A 16,320-nucleotide genomic window follows, 5' to 3' on the forward strand; every position below is an offset into this window, starting at 1 on the left:
ACACGTTCTAGTGTGGGTCCATGAGCGACGAAGCGCTGCGCCACCCGAACCACACTGGACACCTGCTCGCCGGGGCCCTGCGCCGCCACCGGGACAAGCCGCTGCTGTTCCTCGGTGAGACCACGTTGACCGGCGGCCAGCTGGCCGACCGGATCAGTCAGTACGTGCAGGCCTTCGAAGAGGTGGGCGCGGGCACCGGCGCCGCGGTGGGGCTGCTGTCCCTCAACCGGCCCGAGGTGTTGATGATCATCGGCGCCGGGCAGACCCAGGGGTATCGGCGCACTTCGCTGCATCCGCTGGGCTCGCTGGACGATCACGCCTACGTGCTGGCCGATGCCGGAATCAGCTCGCTGATCATCGACCCGACCCCGGGGTTCGTCGAGCGGGCGGTCGCGCTGCTGGAGCGGGTCGACTCACTGCGCCAGATCCTCACCCTCGGGCCGGTCCCGGCGGAGCTGGCCGAGGTCGGCGTCGACCTGACCGCGGCCGCGGCCAAGCACCCGGCCCGCCCGCTGAGCGTCGTCGACCTGCCGCCCGACCACATCGGCGGGTTGACCTACACCGGCGGCACCACCGGCAAGCCCAAGGGTGTGATCGGCACGGTCGCGTCGATCACCGCGATGACCACGATTCAGCTGGCCGAATGGGAGTGGCCGGAGAACCCGACGTTTCTGATGTGCACCCCGCTGTCGCATGCCGGCGCGGCGTTTTTCACCCCGACCGTGGTCAAGGGCGGGCAGATGGTGGTGGTGCCCAAGTTCGACCCGGGCGAGATCCTGCGGATCATCGAGGAGCAGCAGATCACCGCGACCATGTTGGTGCCTTCGATGCTGTACGCGCTGATGGACCACCCCGACTCGCGCACCCGGGACCTGTCGTCGCTGGAGACGGTGTACTACGGCGCGTCGGCGATCAACCCGGTGCGCCTCGCCGAGGCGATCGAGCGGTTCGGGCCGATCTTCGCCCAGTACTACGGGCAGTCCGAGGCGCCGATGGTGATCAGTTACCTGGCCAAGGGCGACCACGACGAGAAGCGGCTGACCTCCTGCGGGCGGCCCACCCTGTTCGCCCGCACCGCGCTGCTCGGCGAGGACGGCAAGCCGGTCCCGCAGGGCGAGCCCGGCGAGATCTGCGTGGCCGGGCCGCTGCTCGCCGGCGGCTACTGGCAGTTGCCCGACGCCACCGCGGAGACGTTCCGGGACGGCTGGCTGCACACCGGTGACATGGCCCGCGAGGACGAGGACGGCTTCTGGTACATCGTCGACCGGGTCAAGGACATGATCGTCACCGGTGGGTTCAACGTCTTCCCCCGCGAGGTGGAAGACGTCATCGCCGAACATCCCGCGGTCGCGCAGGTGTGCGTGGTCGGCGCCCCCGACGACAAGTGGGGTGAGGCGGTGACCGCGGTGGTGGTGCTGCGCGAGGACGCCGCGAGCGACGAGGCGGCGATCGCGACGATGACCGCCGAGGTGCAGGCCGCGGTCAAGGAGCGCAAGGGGTCGGTGCAATCGCCCAAGCAGGTGGTGGTGGTCGACGCCCTGCCGCTGACCGGGCTGGGCAAGCCGGACAAGAAGGCGGTGCGGGCCCGGTTCTGGGAGGGCGCCGGCCGCGCCGTCGGGTAGGGGCCGCTGGCTACCCAGGCGGCGTGCCCGCCCGTGCTCCTGGCTGCGCAGCGCCCACTACCGCCCAGCGCCGTACCCGCCCAGCGCCCACTACCCGCCCAACGTGAAGCTGGGTTCACGTTCGAGCGCGAGCGTGAAACTACGTTCACGGTGGGCGCGGGCGGGAGCCGCCGCGGCGCGGTCAAGACCAGGCTGCGGGCTGCGGCCACGGCACCAGCTCCCGCCGGGGCGCCGCGGCCAGGTACTGCCAGGCCGCGATCGCCAGTACCACCAGCACACACCCCAGCGCGATGATCAGCCCCGCCCCGTAGCTGACCGGCACGTCCATCGAGTCGGGGCCGAACCGCTGCAGATCATCGGGGGTCATCTCCCGCGCCAACTCCCCGGTGATCACCGTTTTCGGGGTCGGCCGCAGCGCCACCGTCCCGGCCAGCACGACGGTGATCGTCATCAGCGCCGCCGTCGCCCCCCACAGGCCGCGGTCGACGCCGCGGACCAGTTGGGTGGCCGCCACCGCGACCGCCGCGGCCAGCGCCAGCGGGATCAGCCCGAACACCGGCACCGCGGAGGCGACCCAGCTGTAGAAGTTGAGCGCGACGACCACGGTGCCGCCGAGCCCCTCCTCGCCGGGGCCGAGCAGGTAGTCCTCGCCGACGTCGACCACCCACACCGGCAGCAGGGTGGCGAGCAGTCCGGCCAGCGCGACCACGCCGATCAGCGCTCCGGGCAGCCAGCCCAGCGACCGGCGGGCGGGCGGACCGAAACCGGGGTGGGGGTAGGGACCGGTCATGGTCGGGTCACCACTGCGGCGGGGCGGGCGCGACAGGCGGGGCGGGCGCGCCCGGTGGCATCGGCGGAGCCGGTGACAGCGGCGGCGCGGGCGACGCCGCGGCGCCGGCAGGTGCCCGGGTGAACACCAGGACCAGCGACGCCCCCCAGCCGAGCAGGGCACACACCAGGGCGCCGATCAGCCCCGCCCCCGGGCCGACCGACGCCACCGTCGCGACCAGGCTGTCGATGCTCTCCGCGCCGGTCTCGTTCTGGAACTCGGTCAGCAGCTGGCCGGTCAACTTCACCGACGGCAGCGGGCTGCTGATGGTCAACACCAGCGCCAGCAGCGCGCCGGTGCCCGCGAACACGGCCGCCAACGGCGCGGTCTTGGGCTCCCGGCCGGCGATCACCGGCACCGCACACAACGCCGCCAGCACCAGCAGCATCGGGATCGCCTGGGCGACGACCGGCGGCGTCAGCACCGGCAGCACGTCGTAGAAACCGATGCCGACGCGGATCTGACCAGCCGGGGCGTCGTTGCCGGGCACCTGCGCGCCCGACGGCGTCACCGTGATGGTGTACAGCGCGAACAACGAGCCGACCAGGGTCAGCAGCCCGGCCGCCGCCACGACGACCGCCGCGATCCTGGCCAGACCGAAACTGCTCCGAGGAACGGGGAGTGGACCGAAGCCCGGCGGCCACGGCGGCCCAGCCGGCGGTTGCGGTCCGGGCCAGCCGGGCGTCGGCGCACCGGGGTAGCCCGGCGTGGGTCCACCGGCGTAGGCGGGCATCGGTGCACCGGCATAGCCGAAGCCGGGCGGGGACGCCGGGGGCATCCCCGGCGGCGGGCCGGCCGGCGGGGGCGCGACAAACTGCTGCGTGGGGGGTGCCCCGTGCTGGTGTTGCGGGTTTTCGTCCACGGCGCAACCCTTCTCGCCTCGATGATCTGCGACGGCGTCGTGCCGGGCGCTGTCGGCGGCGTCGCGGAGTGCCCCCGGCGCCGAGAGAACCATAACCAGGAAATCCGGGGGCGAAGAGCACGAATTCGGCATCCCGGTTCCTGCCGCCGCCCGACGCCGAGGCGGGCGACTCTACAGTCGGTGGGGTGAGCGCCAATCCCTTTGACCCCGACCAGTGGCAGCCGGTCGACGGCTTCAGCGACCTGACCGACATCACCTACCACCGCCACGTCATCGACGGCACCCCCGCGCCGACGGTGCGGGTGGCCTTCGACCGGCCCGAGGTACGCAACGCGTTTCGCCCGCACACCGTCGACGAACTCTTCCGGGCCCTCGACCACGCCCGGATGTCCCCCGACGTCGGGGTGGTGCTGCTGACCGGAAACGGCCCCTCCCCCAAGGACGGCGGCTGGGCGTTCTGCTCCGGCGGGGACCAGCGCATCCGCGGGCGCACCGGCTACCAGTACGCCAGCGGCGAGACCGCCGACACCGTCGACGCCGCCCGCGCCGGGCGGCTGCACATCCTGGAAGTGCAGCGGCTGATCCGGTTCATGCCCAAACCGGTGATCTGCCTGGTCAACGGATGGGCCGCCGGGGGCGGGCACAGCCTGCACGTGGTGTGCGACCTGACCCTGGCCAGCCGCGAACACGCCCGGTTCAAGCAGACCGACGCCGACGTGGGCAGCTTCGACGGCGGCTACGGCAGCGCCTACCTGGCCCGCCAGGTCGGCCAGAAGTTCGCCCGCGAGATCTTCTTTTTAGGGCGGGCCTACACCGCCGAGCAGATGCACGCGATGGGGGCGGTCAACGAGGTCGTCGACCACGCCGACCTGGAGAAGGTGGCCCTGCAGTGGGCGGCGGAGATCAACGCCAAATCCCCGCAGGCGCAACGCATGCTGAAGTTCGCGTTCAACCTGCTCGACGACGGCCTGGTGGGCCAGCAGCTCTTCGCCGGGGAGGCCACCCGGCTGGCCTACATGACCGACGAAGCCGTCGAGGGCCGCGACGCCTTCCTGCAGAAGCGCGACCCGGACTGGAGCGCCTTCCCCCGCTACTTCTGAGTCGGGTTGCCGCCGTCGCGGGCCTGCGGCTGCACCGGCGGGGGCGTCCCGGGGCGGCGCTGGTACTGGTTGCCGGGCTGCGGCGCGGTGTGCGGCGGCGGGTCGGTCTGGATGATCGCGTTGATCTCGGCCGCGGCGGCCGCCGCGATCGCGGTCTGTTCGCCTTCCAGCCGGTCGGCTTCGGCCTTGAGCGCGTCGAGTTCAGCGTTGAGCTGGCCCTGCTCGGCGCGCAACGCCGCACCCGCGGCGTTGATCCGGTCGGCCACCGCCGGCGGGGCGACGTGGCCGGGGTAGGAGTCCACCTCGTTGTTGTGCTCGCGCACCCGCCGGGACAGGTCGTCGGTGCGGGCCTTGAGGTCGTCGATCTTCATGCTCAGCTCGGCGAGGGCGGTGTTGTATTTGACGATGCGGGAGTTCAGCTGCGGCGAATAGCGCGGGTCGGTTTCGAACGGCTTCGGGTCGGCGAAGGCCGGGGGCGAACCCGCCACCGCCACCACCGCGACCAGCGCGGCCAGCAGCCAACGCCGCACCCGCCCGACACTCATGTGCCCGCCACGTTCTCGGCCAGCCGGTCGAGGAGATCGGCGGCCGCCGGGGCGCCGTTGCCGACCTGGCACACCGCGGTCTGCACCACCCAGGCCCCGGTGCGCCGCGCCTCGCGGTAACAGGCCCAGCCGTCGGTGTCGACCTGGGTGGCGGTCCAGCGGGTGGTGTCCGGTCCGGGGGTCTCGACGGTGAAGGTCCACTCCGCGGTGGAGTCGTCCAGGGCGTCGGTGGCGGTGGCCCGCGAGCAGGTCTGCAGATCGGCGGTGAGCGCGCTGAACACGTTGGTCGCGCCGGCGTCGTCGGGGTACTTGCCGGCCGTCTGGGTCACCGAGTGGTCCCAGCGGTCGGCGGCCTCCTGCATGGTGACCAGGTGGTATTGGGTCCAGCCCGAGGTGTAGACCGCGGTGGTCGACGGGCCGGCGGCCACCGCGCAGTCGGCCGGGTCGACGGTGACCGGCTCCGGGGGCACCCGGTCGGCGGTGGTGTTGGCCAACTGCGCGCCGACCAGGCCTTCGACCTCGGCGACACCGACCACCAGCGGCGGAGTCTCCTTGACCGCCCGCCCGTCGACGTTCTGGGTGCACCCGGCACCAACCACGGCCAACACCGCCACCACGCCGGCTGCCCGCAGGCCGCCCCCGCTGCTCACCATCTGGCTGATGTTATCGGCGACCACGCTGTTTGCCCCGGTGAACGGCGGTCCCGGCTAGAGTCGCGGCGTGCCTAGGATCACCGCCGGCTCGGTCGAGCAGCACCGCGAACGCATCCAACAGCGCATCTTCGACGCGTTCGCCACCTTGATGGCCGAGCAGAGTTTCGACGCGATCACGATGGCCAAACTGGCCGCCGAGGCCGGCTTGGGCCGCACCGCGATCTACCACCACTTCCCCAGCAAGGAGGCGGTGGTGGTGGCGTTCGCCTCCCAGGAGACCAGCCGCTACATCGACGGATTGCGCACCAGCCTCGCCGAGGTCGACAGCCCGGTGGACCGGCTGCGGGTCTACATCCGCCACCAGGTCGACGCCGGGGAGAAATTTCACATGGGGCTGGGCCGGCAGCTCTACGGCGCCCTGTCCGCCGAGACGATGGGCGCCATCCGTGAGCACGTCGCCGCCATCGAGGGGGTGCTGCGGGAGATCCTCGACGCCGGCATCGCCGAGCGGCTGTTCGTGGTCGACGACATGGCCGCCACCTTGTCGCTGATCCACGCCTGCCTGGGGCCGCGGGACCTGCCCGCCGACGCGATCGAACGGTTCGTGCTGCGCGCGCTCGGCGCCACGCCGTAGCAACCCCCACTTCCCACGTCGACAACTTGTCAGTATCGTGTTGACAAGTTGTCATTGCGCCGATCGCACAATCGTTGGGAGCCCATCCGATGTTGACCCTCGAGGCAGTCCGCCCGCTCTCCGTCGCGCTGCGGGAGGGCACGACCGCCGAGCATGAGGCCGCCGAGCACTCGTCGTTCATGTCCGAACTGCTGGCCGGCCGGATCAACGCCCACGGCTACACCGACTACCTGCTGCGACTGCGGATGATCTACACCGCGCTGGAGCAGGCCGTGCGCGCCCACCGCGCCGACCCGCTGCTGGCGGCCGTCTACGACCCGGCGCTGGAACGGCTGACCACCCTGGAGGCCGACCTGGCGCACTGGGCGCCGGCGTGCGGCCGCGACACCGCCGAGGTGCCCGACTCCCCCGCCGCCCGCGCCTACCGCGACCGCCTCACCGGCGCGGACTGGGCCGGCGCGCTGGTCGCCCACCACTACACCCGCTACCTGGGCGACCTCTCCGGCGGGCAGGCCATCGGCGCGCTGCTGAACCGGGCGTTCGACCTCGACGGCGCCGGGCTGAGTTTCTACCGGTTCCCGATGCGACCCAAGCCCTACAAGGACGGCTACCGCGCCCGCCTCGACGCGTTGCCCCTCGAAGCCGACGCGATCGACGCCATGGTCGAGGAGGTCAAGGTCGCCTTCCACCTCAACCGGGCGCTCTTCGACGAACTGGCCGAGAACCTGCCGTCCTACCGGCGCTGACCGACGCCGCAGCGCCCCGCGGCGGCGTCGAACCTGCGCTCACGTCGCCCGCTGCGCCGATCGTGCACTGGCGCACAGTTTTTCGGTGTTTTTTCGCAGTGGTGACACGTTCGGTGCGGGATACGACCGGGCACGGGACGGGGGTACGAGGGTTGGCGGGGCGGCCGGCGCAGTCGGCGGGGTCGGGGCACGGCCGGGAGCCGAACCGGTACGCGCGAGCGGCAGAACGTCCCCGCGGCAGTGCCCCTTAGACTTCGGGGGTGACGAAAAACCCGCTGCGCCGCCTGACCGAACAGTTCACCCTGGCCGCGATGCGGCCCCCGCTCGCCCCGCAGCTGCGGCTCTACTCTCCCGCCGCGCACTCCGTCGAGCTGTCCGGCAAGCGGGTGCTGCTCACCGGCGCGTCGTCGGGCATCGGGGCGGAAGCTGCCGAACGCTTCGCCCGCCAGGGCGCCACGGTGATCGCGGTGGCGCGCCGCGCGGAGCTGCTCGACGAGGTGGTCGCCCGGATCACCGCGGGCGGGGGGAGTGCGACCGCACTGCCGGCCGACCTGTCGGACATGGACGCCGTCGACAAGCTCGTCGCCGAGGTGATCGAGCGCTTCGGCGGGGTCGACATCCTGGTCAACAACGCCGGCCGCTCCATCCGCCGCCCGCTCGAGGAGTCCCTGGAGCGCTGGCACGACGTGGAACGCACGATCGCGCTCAACTACTACGCGCCGCTGCGGCTGGTGCGCGGCCTGGCGCCCGGGATGATCGACCGCGGCGACGGCCACATCATCAACGTCGCCACCTGGGGCGTGATGACCGAGGCCTCCCCGCTGTTCGGGGTGTACAACGCGTCCAAGGCGGCGCTGGCCGCGGTCAGCCGGGTGATGGAGACCGAGTGGGGCGGGCGCGGCGTGCACTCCACCGCGCTGTACTACCCGCTGGTGGCCACCCCGATGATCGCCCCGACCAAGGCCTTCGCCGACCGGCCCGCGCTCAGCGCCGGGGAGGCCGCCGACTGGATGGTGACCGCCGCGCGCACCCGCCCGGTGCGCATCGCCCCGCGGCTGGCCGTCGGGGTGCGCGCCCTCGACGTCGTCGGCCCCGGCTGGGTCAACACCCTGCTCAAAGGACAACCGGAGAGCCGCCACGGCAACTGACGGGAGGACGCGATGGAGATCCTGGCCAGCAGAGTCCTGTTCCGGCCGGTCGACTACCGACGATCGGTGGAGTTCTACCGCGACCGCGTCGGCCTGGCCATCGCCCGCGAATACGGGGCCGGCACTGTGTTCTTCGCCGGCCAATCGCTGATCGAACTGGCCGGCCACGGCACCTCCGCGACCGCGACACCCCCGTTTCCCGGCGCCCTGTGGCTGCAGGTGCGCGACGTGCGCGCCACCCAGGCGGAACTGGAATCCCGCGGGGTCGCGATCACCCGGGAGGCGCGACGCGAGCCCTGGGGGCTGCATGAGATGCACATCACCGACCCCGATGGAATCACGCTGATCTTCGTCCAGGTGCCCGACGACCACCCCCTTCGCCGTGATCCGAGGTTAACTGCGGGGTAACATCTGGCAACGAATCGCGACACACGCGGTTTTTGGCACCGATGCATTCGACAACGCCGCCCCCGACCCTGAGAATGAGCCCGTGAGCCTCGAGCTGTTCCTGTTGATCATCGTCGTGATCACAGCTCTCGCCTTCGACTTCACCAACGGCTTCCACGACACCGGCAACGCGATGGCCACCTCGATCGCCAGCGGCGCCCTCTCGCCCAAGGCGGCGGTGTCGATGTCGGCGGTGCTCAACCTGATCGGGGCGTTCCTGTCCACCGCGGTGGCCGCCACCATCGCCAAGGGCCTGGTCGACGCGCACCTGGTCACCCTGGAGTTGCTCTTCGCCGGCCTGGTGGGTGGCATCGTGTGGAACCTGCTCACCTGGCTGCTCGGGATCCCGTCGAGCTCCTCACACGCCCTGATCGGCGGCATCGTCGGCGCCATGATCGCCGCGGTCGGCGGCCACGGCGTGCTGTGGACCGGAGTGGTCTCGCTGGTGCTGGTGCCTGCGGTGCTCGCCGCCGGGCTGGCCATCCTGGTCGCCGCCGTCGGCACCGCGCTGGTGCACCGCATCATCCGGGGCCTCGACGAGAAGCGCACCGAGCGGGGCTTCCGCCGCGGCCAGGTCGGTTCGGCCGCGCTGGTCTCGCTGGCCCACGGCACCAACGACGCCCAGAAGACGATGGGCGTGATCTTCCTGGCGCTGATGTCCTACGGCGCGGTGTCCAAGTCGGCGACCGTGCCGCCGCTGTGGGTGATCGTCGCCTGCGCGCTGGCCATGGCGGCGGGCACCTACATGGGCGGCTGGCGCATCATCCGCACCCTGGGCAAGGGCCTGGTCGAGATCAAGCCGCCGCAGGGCATGGCCGCCGAGTCGGCCGCCGCCGCGGTGATCCTGCTGTCCAGCCACTTCGGCTACTCGCTGTCGACCACCCAGGTGGCCACCGGCTCGGTGCTGGGCAGCGGGGTGGGCAAGCCCGGCGCCCAGGTGCGCTGGGGGGTAGCCCGCCGGATGGTGACCGCCTGGCTGGTGACCCTGCCGCTGGCCGGGGTGGTCGGCGCGCTGACCTACCTGTTGGTGCACGCGATCGGCGGCTACCTGGGCGTGGTGCTGGGCTTCGCGCTGCTGGCGAGCGCCTCCCTGGTGATCTGGCTGCGGTCGCGGCGGGTGCGCATCGACCCGACCAACGTCAACGACGACTGGCAGGGCAGCCTCACCGGCGGGATCGGCGCCGACAAGGCGGCGACGCCGGACTACGAGAGCCTGGCACCGGTGCCGGTTCCCGACTCGGTCGCCGAGTTGGCCGCGGTGCGGGAGGTCGCCGCGCGGTGAGCGCCTGGATCAACCTCTCGGCGACGCTCAAAATCCTGGTCTTCGGTCTGCTGGTCGGCGGCGCCCTGCCGGCGCTGTTCGCGGTCGGGGTGCGGATGGGTGCGCCGGCCGCTCCGGACGCCGACGGCGCCGTGCCGCGCCGCAACCCGGTGCAGGTCGCGCTGAGCTGGCTGATCTTCGCCGTCGTCGTGGCCGCCGTGGTGATCGGGGTGCTCTACATCGCCCGCGATTTCCTGGCCCACCGTTTCGGCTGGCATGTGCTGGGCGCCCAGGCGGTCGGGTCGGGCACGTAGCATCGGAGGCGTCGTGAGCCAGGGTGACCGCGTGCCGTGGAGCGGGAGTTGAAGCTGTGAACCGATTCCTCGACGCCATCGTCGCGTGGCTGCGCGCCGGGTACCCCGACGGGGTACCCCAGACCGACTACATCCCGCTGCTCGCGCTGCTGTCGCGGCGGCTGACCAGCGACGAGGTTAAAGAGGTGGCCCGCGAGTTGATGCAGCGCGGGGACTTCGACCACGTCGACATCGGGGTGACCATCACCCAGTTCACCGACGAACTGCCCTCCCCCGACGACATCGCCCGGGTGCGGGACCGACTGGCCGCCAAGGGCTGGCCGCTCGACGACCGCGGCGGCGCCGCCCCCGAGCAACCCCGGGAAAACCCCGGGGCAGACCGATAGCCGCGCTGCGCCCGGTGCCGGTCGGGCCGGGTCGAGCCGCCCTGGCGCTGCTGCCCGACCTGACCGCCGTACTCGAGGGCCGCGCGCCGGCGCTGCTGCCGCTGGCCCCCCACACGCCGCCCGCCCCGGAGTTGCGGGCCGGCGCACCCGTCGACGACGACATCGCGCTGGTGGTGCCGACCTCGGGCACCACCGGAGCGCCCAAGGGGGCGCTGCTGAGCGCGGCCGCACTGACCGCCAGCGCCACCGCCACCCATGCGCGCCTCGGCGGGCCGGGCCGCTGGCTGCTGGCGTTGCCGGCGCACCACATCGCCGGGCTGCAGGTGTTGGTGCGCAGCGTGCTGGCCGGCACCGTTCCGGTCGCCCTGGACGTCTCGGCCGGCTTCGACGTGGCCGCGCTGACCGCGGCGGTCGCCGAGATGGGCTCGGGTCGCCGGTATGTCGCGCTGGTGGCCGCGCAACTGGCCAAGGCGCTGGTCGATCCGGGCGGCCGGGCCGCGCTGGCCGGCCTCGACGCGGTGCTCGTCGGCGGGGGGCCGCTGCCCGCGCCGGTGCGGGCGGCCGCCGAGGCCGCGGGCGTGCCGGTGGTGCGCAGCTACGGCATGAGCGAAACCGCGGGCGGCTGTGTCTACGACGGCGTCCCGCTCGACGGGGTGCGGCTGCGCCTCGCCGCCGACGGACGCATCACGATCGGCGGGCCCACCCTGGCGCGCGGCTACCGCAACCCGCCGTCGCCTGACCCGTTCGCCGAACCCGGCTGGTTCCTCACCGACGATGTTGGCGCCCTGGATGATTCGGGCCGGTTGCGGGTGCTCGGCCGTGTCGATGATGCGATCAGCACCGGTGGGCTCACGGTGTTGCCGCAACTGGTCGAGGCGGCGTTGGCCGACCACTCGGGGGTCGCCGACGTCGCGGTGTTCGGGGTGCCCGACGACCGGCTGGGTCAGCGGGTGGTCGCCGCGGTGGTGCCCACCGCCGGCCAGCCGCCACCCACGCTGGCCGGGCTGCGCGCGCATCTGGCCGGGCTGCTCGACGCCACCGCGGCGCCGCGCGAGCTGCACCTGCTGGAAGCGTTGCCCCGCCGCGGGATCGGCAAGGTGGACCGGGCCGCGCTGATCCGCCGCTTCGGCGGCTGACCGCCCTCAGGGCAGCTCGAACGGCAACTCCACCCCTTCGTGGGCGCGGCAGTGCGCGCAGGTGTCCTCGTCGCTGACCTCGTCGAGGGCGTTGCGCACCAGCGTTTTCAGCGGCCCGATGTTCTTGGCGAACTCGGCGAACACGTCGACGGTGCGCACCCCGCTGCCCACTTCGATACCGGCGTCCAAATCGGTGACCAAAGCGATTGGTGCATAACACATTTCCAGTTCACGAGCCAGCACCGCCTCCGGGTAGCCGGTCATGTTGATCAGCCCGAAACCGGCGTCGGCGAACCAGCGGCTCTCCGCGCGGGTGGAGAACCGCGGACCCTGGATCACCACCATGGTGGCGCCGTCGACCACGCCGTCCTGGCCGGTGACCGCGGTGCGCAGACTCGGGCAGTACGGGTCGGCGAATTCGACGTGCACACCGCCGGATTCGAAGTAGGTGTCGGCGCGCCCGCGGGTCCGGTCGACCAGCTGGTCGGGCACCACGACGGTGCCCGGCCCCCACTTCGGGGTGAGGCTGCCGACCGCGCACGGCGCCAGGATGCGTCGCACCCCCAGGCTGCGCAGCGCCCACAGGTTGGCCCGGTACGGCACGGTGTGCGCGGTGTACTCGTGGGCCACGCCGTGGCGGGGCAGGAACGCCACCTCGCGTTGCCCGACCGTGCCCATGGTGATCGGTGCGCTCGGCGCCCCGTAGGGGGTGTCGGCGGCGACGGTGCGCGCGTCGGAGTCGAAGAACGAGTAGAAGCCGCTGCCGCCGATCACTCCGAGCATGCCGTCCATTGTGCGCATGACGGGTTTCAGCGGCGCGCCGGCCACCACATCCGCTCACCGAGCAGGCTCATCGCCGCGGGCAGCAGGTAGGTGCGCACCACGGTGATGTCGAGCAGCAGGCCGATGCCGATCGTCGAGCCGATCTGCACCAGGTTGAGCACGGTGCCGCTGGTCAACGCGAACATCGTCAAGGCGAACACCGCCCCCGCGGTGGTGATGATCTGCCCGGTGCTGCCGAACCCGCGGATGATGCCGCTGAGCACACCGCTGTGCGACTCCTCGCGGATCCGGGCGGCGAACAGCATGCTGTAGTCCGCGCCGACGGCCACCAGCGCCATGAACGCCACCGGCAGCACCGACCAGTCGACGTCGATGCCGATGATGTGCTGCCAGATCAAGGTGGTGACCCCGGCCGCCGAACCGAACGACAACACCACCGCGCCGATCATCAACAGCGGCGCGACCAGGCTGCGCAGCATCACGATGAGCACCAGCGTCACCGCGATCACCGCGACCACCCCGAACAGCGCGAAGTCGCGCCAGGTCTGATCGAGGTGGCTCTGCGACAGCGACGCCAGCCCGGTCGACTCGATCTCGGCGTGTTCCAGCACGGTGTCGGTGACCGCTTGGCGGGCGGCGGCGACCACCGCCGGGACCGCTTCCAGCGCGTCGTGGCCGTACGGGTTGACCGCCCAGACCGCCATCATGCGCGCGGTCCGCCCGTCCGGGGAGATCAGCAACCGCTCCCCGGCGGCGAAGCGCGGATCGTCCTGCGCCGCGTCGGGCAGGTAGAAACCGCGGCCCGCACCGTCGCGGGTGTGCTCGGAAAGGCCGCGCAGGTAGCCGGAGGCCCGGTCGAGGCCGGCGTTGAGTTCGGTGGTCAGCCCCACCATGGTGTCGGTGCCGGCTTTGACCTGCTCGAGCCCGTCGTGCAGCCGGCCCATCCCGTCGGTCAATTCGCTGACCCCGGCGGTGAGTGCGTCGAGTTGGGCGCGCGCCTGCTCGGGCGAGCGTTCGCCGAGCCGGTCGAGCAGTGCGCGCAAGCCGGTCAGCGTCGCCCGCAGCTCCGGCAGGGCGGCCACCGCGGGTGCGACGGTCTCGTCGGGGGCCAGCGGGGCGAGCAACTGGGCGCCGGTGATCGCCGCGAGCGCCCGGCCGCCGGTGGCGTCGTTGAGGTCGGCGAAGGCGCGCCGGGCGCGCAGGCAGTCGGCGTCGGTGGTGCAGCCGGCGGGGGCGTCGGCGGCGGTGAGCGGATCGAAGACCGCGTGTAAGGCGGTGGCGGCGTCGCCGACCGCGTCCCGGTCGGCGGTGATGCCCGCGGTGGTCGTTTCCAGCGCCGCGGTGGCGGTGCTCAGGGTGGCGACCGCCGCGGCGACGTCGAACGAGCCGTCGGAGACGGTGGCGATGAGCCGGTCGGCGGCGTCCAGGGTGCTCAGCAGGGTGCGGGCCAGCGCGGTGATGTCCTGGACTCCGTCGGTGAGCGCCGGGAGCCGGTCGGCGGCGTCGGCGGCGCCGTCGCGCAGCTCGGTGACGCCGGTGGCCAGCCGGCGCAGCGCCGGCAGTTGGTCGTCGATGCGGTGCTGGGCGTCGGCGAGGCCGTCGGCGACCTGCCCGGTCTGATATCCGATGGCGGTCTCGGCCAGCGGGCGCCCGTCGGGCCGGGTCAGCGAGCGCACGTAGGCGATCTGCGGCAGGTTGCCCACCGCCCGCGCAATGAGGTCGAGGGCGGCCAGGTCGGCGGTGTTGCGCATGTCGTGGTCGGCGCGGATCACCAGGAACTCCGGCGCCACCTCGTTGACGCCCCAGTGCCGGTAGACCGCCTCGTAGCCGCGTTTGCTGTCGGTGGCGTGCAGCTGCATCGCGTTCTCGTCGATGTTGGGCCGGAACGTCAGCAGCGCCGCGCTGGTGGCGACGAGGAAGACCAGGGTGGCCGCCGCCAGCGCCGGGGCGTGCCGCACGATGTTGGCGCCGCGGTGGCGCCAGGCCCGCTCGTCGAGCGGGCGGGGCTCGGCCCAGCCGCGTCTGCCCCACAGCGCCATCAGCGCCGGGGTGAGGGTCAGGCTGACCGCGGTGGTGATCGCGAGCGCGAGCGCGATCGGCGGCCCGGCAGTGCGGAACATCCCGATCTTGGTGAACATCATCGCCAGTCCGGCGCCGGCGATGGTCAGCGCGGAGGCCAGCACGATGCCGGCGGTGCGTGCGCCGGCACGCGCGACCGCGTCCTGGACCGCGGTGCCGCGGCGCCGGCCCTCGTGATAGCTGGCCAGCAGAAAGATGCCGTAGTCGGTGCCCGCGCCCAACACCATCGCGGTGGTCAGCGCGATGGTGAAGTTGGAGACCGGCAGCAACTCGTGTGCGCCCAGCAGCGAGATGATCGGTCGGGCCACGCCCAGCGAGATCCCGACGGTCAGCAGCGGGACGAGCGCGGTCAGCAGCGACCGGTAGACCACCAGCAGCAGCAGGGTGATCAACCCGACCGAGACCGCGGTGATGATCAGCAGCGAGGTGTCGATCGCGGCGAACAGGTCCGACAGGGTGGGCGAGGGCCCGGTGAAGTTCACCTGCAGGCCGTCGGGGCGGGGCAGTTCGGCGATGGTGGCGCGGACTTCCTCGGTGGAGCGGTGCGCGCGGGTCGAGCCGACGTCGCCGGTGGTGGCCAGCATCAGCTGGATCGCCCGGCCGTCGGGGCTGCGGCCCAGGTCCTCGAGGCCGGGAGTGCCGAACATGTCCAGCACGTAGGCGATGTTGTCGTGGTCGTCGACCAGCCGCTGCACCAGCCGGTGGTAGTAGTCGGTGTCGGCCGGGCCCAGGTCACGATCGGCCGACAGGACCACCGCGCCGACCGCGGTGGAGTCCGGGACACCGAAATCCCGCGACATCTCCCGCAGGGTGTCGGTGGTGGCGCTTTCCGGGGTGAACGGCGCGGAGTGTTCGGCGACCGTGCGTTCCAGTTGCGGGATCGCCAGGTTGAGGGCGCCGGCGGCCAGCAGCCAGAGCAGCACGACCCACGGGGCGTGGCGGGCGCAGCGGCGGGCCAGGCCCCCTGCGGCGGCCAGGTGATGGGTGCCGCTCATCGGATTCTCCCTCGACCGGGTGTGTCACCGTCGACAAATTATGCTCGGCAACATAACATAATCGCGGTACGGGCAACACGTGAGCGAAGGGACCGACGTGGGAACGCGCACCGATACGCGGACGAAGATGCTGGCCAGCGCCATCGCCCTGCTGCGCGAGCGCGGGGCGGCCGCGGTCACCGTCGACGCGGTGCTCACCCACAGCCGCTCCCCGCGCGGCTCGGTGTACCACCACTTTCCCGGCGGGCGCGCCGAACTGATGGCCCAAGCCCTCGGGCTGGCCGGCGACGGGCTCAGCGGGGTCGTCGAGCAGCTGGCGGCCAGCGATCCGCGCACCGCGCTGCACCGATTCGGCGAGTTGTGGGCGGCAGCGCTGCGCGACTCCGATTTCCGGGCCGGCTGCCCGATCGTGTCGGCCGCGGTGGGCGGCTCCCCCGACGACGAACCGCTGCGCAGCGCCACCGCCGCGATCTTCGACCGCTGGCACGACGCGCTGGGGTCGGTGCTCGTCGACGCCGGGGTCGACGCCGACCGGGCCGCTCGGCTGGCCACCATGACCGTCGCCGCCATCGAGGGCGCGGTGGTGCTGTGCCGCAGCCAGCGCTCCACCGGCCCGCTCGACGACGTGGTCGCCGAACTCGACGTGCTGCTGTCCACCGCGGTGCCCGCCCGGTCCTGACCGGCGGCCATGACAGGATCGTGCGGTGGCCAGTCTCGCCCAGTGGATCGCCGGTGCCCGGCCCCGCACCCTGCCCAACGCCGTCGCCCCGGTGATCGCCG

Annotated in this window: 18 protein-coding genes; 12 read left to right on the plus strand and 6 right to left on the minus strand. The window is 72.3% G+C overall.

The annotated features are described in order from the left end of the window. Window positions 1-20 precede the first annotated feature (20 nt). Complete coding sequence (gene fadD8 / locus A5643_RS04495) at window positions 21-1,622, plus strand: fatty-acid--CoA ligase FadD8 (RefSeq protein WP_066852367.1); 1,602 nt, start codon at window positions 21-23, stop codon at window positions 1,620-1,622. A gap of 181 nt (window positions 1,623-1,803) precedes the next feature. On the opposite strand, the gene A5643_RS04500 is transcribed toward fadD8, so the two are convergent. Next, complete coding sequence (locus A5643_RS04500; RefSeq protein ID WP_066852369.1) at window positions 1,804-2,412, minus strand: hypothetical protein; 609 nt, start codon at window positions 2,410-2,412, stop codon at window positions 1,804-1,806. Window positions 2,413-2,419: 7 nt separating this feature from the next. Then, window positions 2,420-3,022 (minus strand): hypothetical protein, encoded by a 603-nt coding sequence (locus tag A5643_RS04505; RefSeq protein WP_066852371.1) that lies wholly within the window; start codon window positions 3,020-3,022, stop codon window positions 2,420-2,422. Window positions 3,023-3,498: 476 nt separating this feature from the next. On the opposite strand from A5643_RS04505, the gene A5643_RS04510 reads away from it, so the two are divergent. Then, on the plus strand, window positions 3,499-4,413 hold the full coding sequence (locus A5643_RS04510) for a 1,4-dihydroxy-2-naphthoyl-CoA synthase (RefSeq protein WP_066852373.1): 915 nt from the start codon (window positions 3,499-3,501) through the stop codon (window positions 4,411-4,413). Here A5643_RS04510 and A5643_RS04515 read toward each other — a convergent pair. Both A5643_RS04515 and A5643_RS04520 read right to left on the minus strand, forming a co-directional pair. Continuing rightward, window positions 4,404-4,958 carry a hypothetical protein gene (locus tag A5643_RS04515; protein ID WP_066852375.1) on the minus strand — a complete coding sequence of 185 codons (555 nt, stop codon included), beginning with the start codon at window positions 4,956-4,958 and terminating at the stop codon, window positions 4,404-4,406. The genes A5643_RS04510 and A5643_RS04515 overlap by 10 nt on opposite strands. Continuing rightward, window positions 4,955-5,611: a sensor domain-containing protein gene (locus tag A5643_RS04520; protein ID WP_156628524.1), complete on the minus strand. Its 657-nt coding sequence runs from the start codon at window positions 5,609-5,611 to the stop codon at window positions 4,955-4,957. Before A5643_RS04520 ends, A5643_RS04515 begins: the two co-directional genes overlap by 4 nt. A 67-nt stretch (window positions 5,612-5,678) precedes the next feature. Between A5643_RS04520 and A5643_RS04525 the strand changes: the two genes are divergently transcribed. The 8 genes from A5643_RS04525 (at window position 5,679) to menE (ending at window position 11,683) form a co-directional block, all read left to right on the plus strand. Beyond that, window positions 5,679-6,245, plus strand: coding sequence for a TetR/AcrR family transcriptional regulator (locus A5643_RS04525; protein WP_066852380.1), 567 nt, complete (start codon window positions 5,679-5,681; stop codon window positions 6,243-6,245). Between the two features lie 89 nt (window positions 6,246-6,334). Beyond that, the gene (locus A5643_RS04530) at window positions 6,335-6,991 is read left to right on the plus strand and encodes a biliverdin-producing heme oxygenase (RefSeq protein WP_066852382.1); all 657 of its coding nucleotides are present in this window, start codon (window positions 6,335-6,337) and stop codon (window positions 6,989-6,991) included. 260 nt (window positions 6,992-7,251) lie between these two features. Beyond that, window positions 7,252-8,139 (plus strand): SDR family oxidoreductase, encoded by an 888-nt coding sequence (locus A5643_RS04535; protein WP_066852384.1) that lies wholly within the window; start codon window positions 7,252-7,254, stop codon window positions 8,137-8,139. A gap of 12 nt (window positions 8,140-8,151) precedes the next feature. Then, the gene (locus A5643_RS04540; RefSeq protein WP_066852386.1) at window positions 8,152-8,547 is read left to right on the plus strand and encodes a VOC family protein; all 396 of its coding nucleotides are present in this window, start codon (window positions 8,152-8,154) and stop codon (window positions 8,545-8,547) included. An 82-nt stretch (window positions 8,548-8,629) separates the two neighbouring features. After that, a complete protein-coding gene (locus A5643_RS04545) occupies window positions 8,630-9,868 on the plus strand; it encodes an inorganic phosphate transporter (protein WP_082948722.1) in 1,239 nt (412 codons plus the stop codon). Further along, window positions 9,865-10,161 (plus strand): hypothetical protein, encoded by a 297-nt coding sequence (locus A5643_RS04550; RefSeq protein WP_066852389.1) that lies wholly within the window; start codon window positions 9,865-9,867, stop codon window positions 10,159-10,161. The genes A5643_RS04545 and A5643_RS04550 overlap by 4 nt, the downstream gene beginning before the upstream one ends. Window positions 10,162-10,217: 56 nt before the next feature. Further along, window positions 10,218-10,547, plus strand: coding sequence for a DUF3349 domain-containing protein (locus tag A5643_RS04555; RefSeq protein WP_066852392.1), 330 nt, complete (start codon window positions 10,218-10,220; stop codon window positions 10,545-10,547). Between the two features lie 14 nt (window positions 10,548-10,561). Continuing rightward, complete coding sequence (gene menE / locus A5643_RS04560) at window positions 10,562-11,683, plus strand: o-succinylbenzoate--CoA ligase (RefSeq protein WP_502686205.1); 1,122 nt, start codon at window positions 10,562-10,564, stop codon at window positions 11,681-11,683. Window positions 11,684-11,689: 6 nt separating this feature from the next. Here menE and A5643_RS04565 read toward each other — a convergent pair whose 3' ends face one another. Together A5643_RS04565 and A5643_RS04570 are read right to left on the minus strand one after the other, a co-directional pair. Next, entirely contained in the window at window positions 11,690-12,466 is a 777-nt protein-coding gene (locus A5643_RS04565; RefSeq protein ID WP_066852405.1) for an S-methyl-5'-thioadenosine phosphorylase, read from the minus strand. A gap of 26 nt (window positions 12,467-12,492) precedes the next feature. Further along, window positions 12,493-15,540 (minus strand): MMPL family transporter, encoded by a 3,048-nt coding sequence (locus A5643_RS04570; protein ID WP_066852393.1) that lies wholly within the window; start codon window positions 15,538-15,540, stop codon window positions 12,493-12,495. A 79-nt stretch (window positions 15,541-15,619) separates the two neighbouring features. On the opposite strand from A5643_RS04570, the gene A5643_RS04575 reads away from it, so the two are divergent. Further along, entirely contained in the window at window positions 15,620-16,219 is a 600-nt protein-coding gene (locus A5643_RS04575; protein WP_231995449.1) for a TetR/AcrR family transcriptional regulator, read from the plus strand. A 25-nt stretch (window positions 16,220-16,244) separates the two neighbouring features. Continuing rightward, window positions 16,245-16,320 (plus strand): hypothetical protein (locus A5643_RS18600; protein WP_231995451.1); only part of this gene is annotated, 76 nt, incomplete at its 3' end.

The sequence above is a fragment of the Mycobacterium sp. 1274756.6 genome (assembly GCF_001668625.1).
In the GTDB taxonomy this organism is placed as follows: domain Bacteria; phylum Actinomycetota; class Actinomycetes; order Mycobacteriales; family Mycobacteriaceae; genus Mycobacterium.

Coding starts and splice junctions, on each gene's coding strand:
- fadD8 (WP_066852367.1), top strand. CDS start 21: ATGAGCGACGAAGCGCTGCGCCACCCGAACCACACTGGACACCTGCTC.
- A5643_RS04500 (WP_066852369.1), bottom strand. CDS start 2,412: ATGACCGGTCCCTACCCCCACCCCGGTTTCGGTCCGCCCGCCCGCCGG.
- A5643_RS04515 (WP_066852375.1), bottom strand. CDS start 4,958: ATGAGTGTCGGGCGGGTGCGGCGTTGGCTGCTGGCCGCGCTGGTCGCG.
- A5643_RS04520 (WP_156628524.1), bottom strand. CDS start 5,611: ATGGTGAGCAGCGGGGGCGGCCTGCGGGCAGCCGGCGTGGTGGCGGTG.
- A5643_RS04530 (WP_066852382.1), top strand. CDS start 6,335: ATGTTGACCCTCGAGGCAGTCCGCCCGCTCTCCGTCGCGCTGCGGGAG.
- A5643_RS04540 (WP_066852386.1), top strand. CDS start 8,152: ATGGAGATCCTGGCCAGCAGAGTCCTGTTCCGGCCGGTCGACTACCGA.
- A5643_RS04565 (WP_066852405.1), bottom strand. CDS start 12,466: ATGCTCGGAGTGATCGGCGGCAGCGGCTTCTACTCGTTCTTCGACTCC.
- A5643_RS04570 (WP_066852393.1), bottom strand. CDS start 15,540: ATGAGCGGCACCCATCACCTGGCCGCCGCAGGGGGCCTGGCCCGCCGC.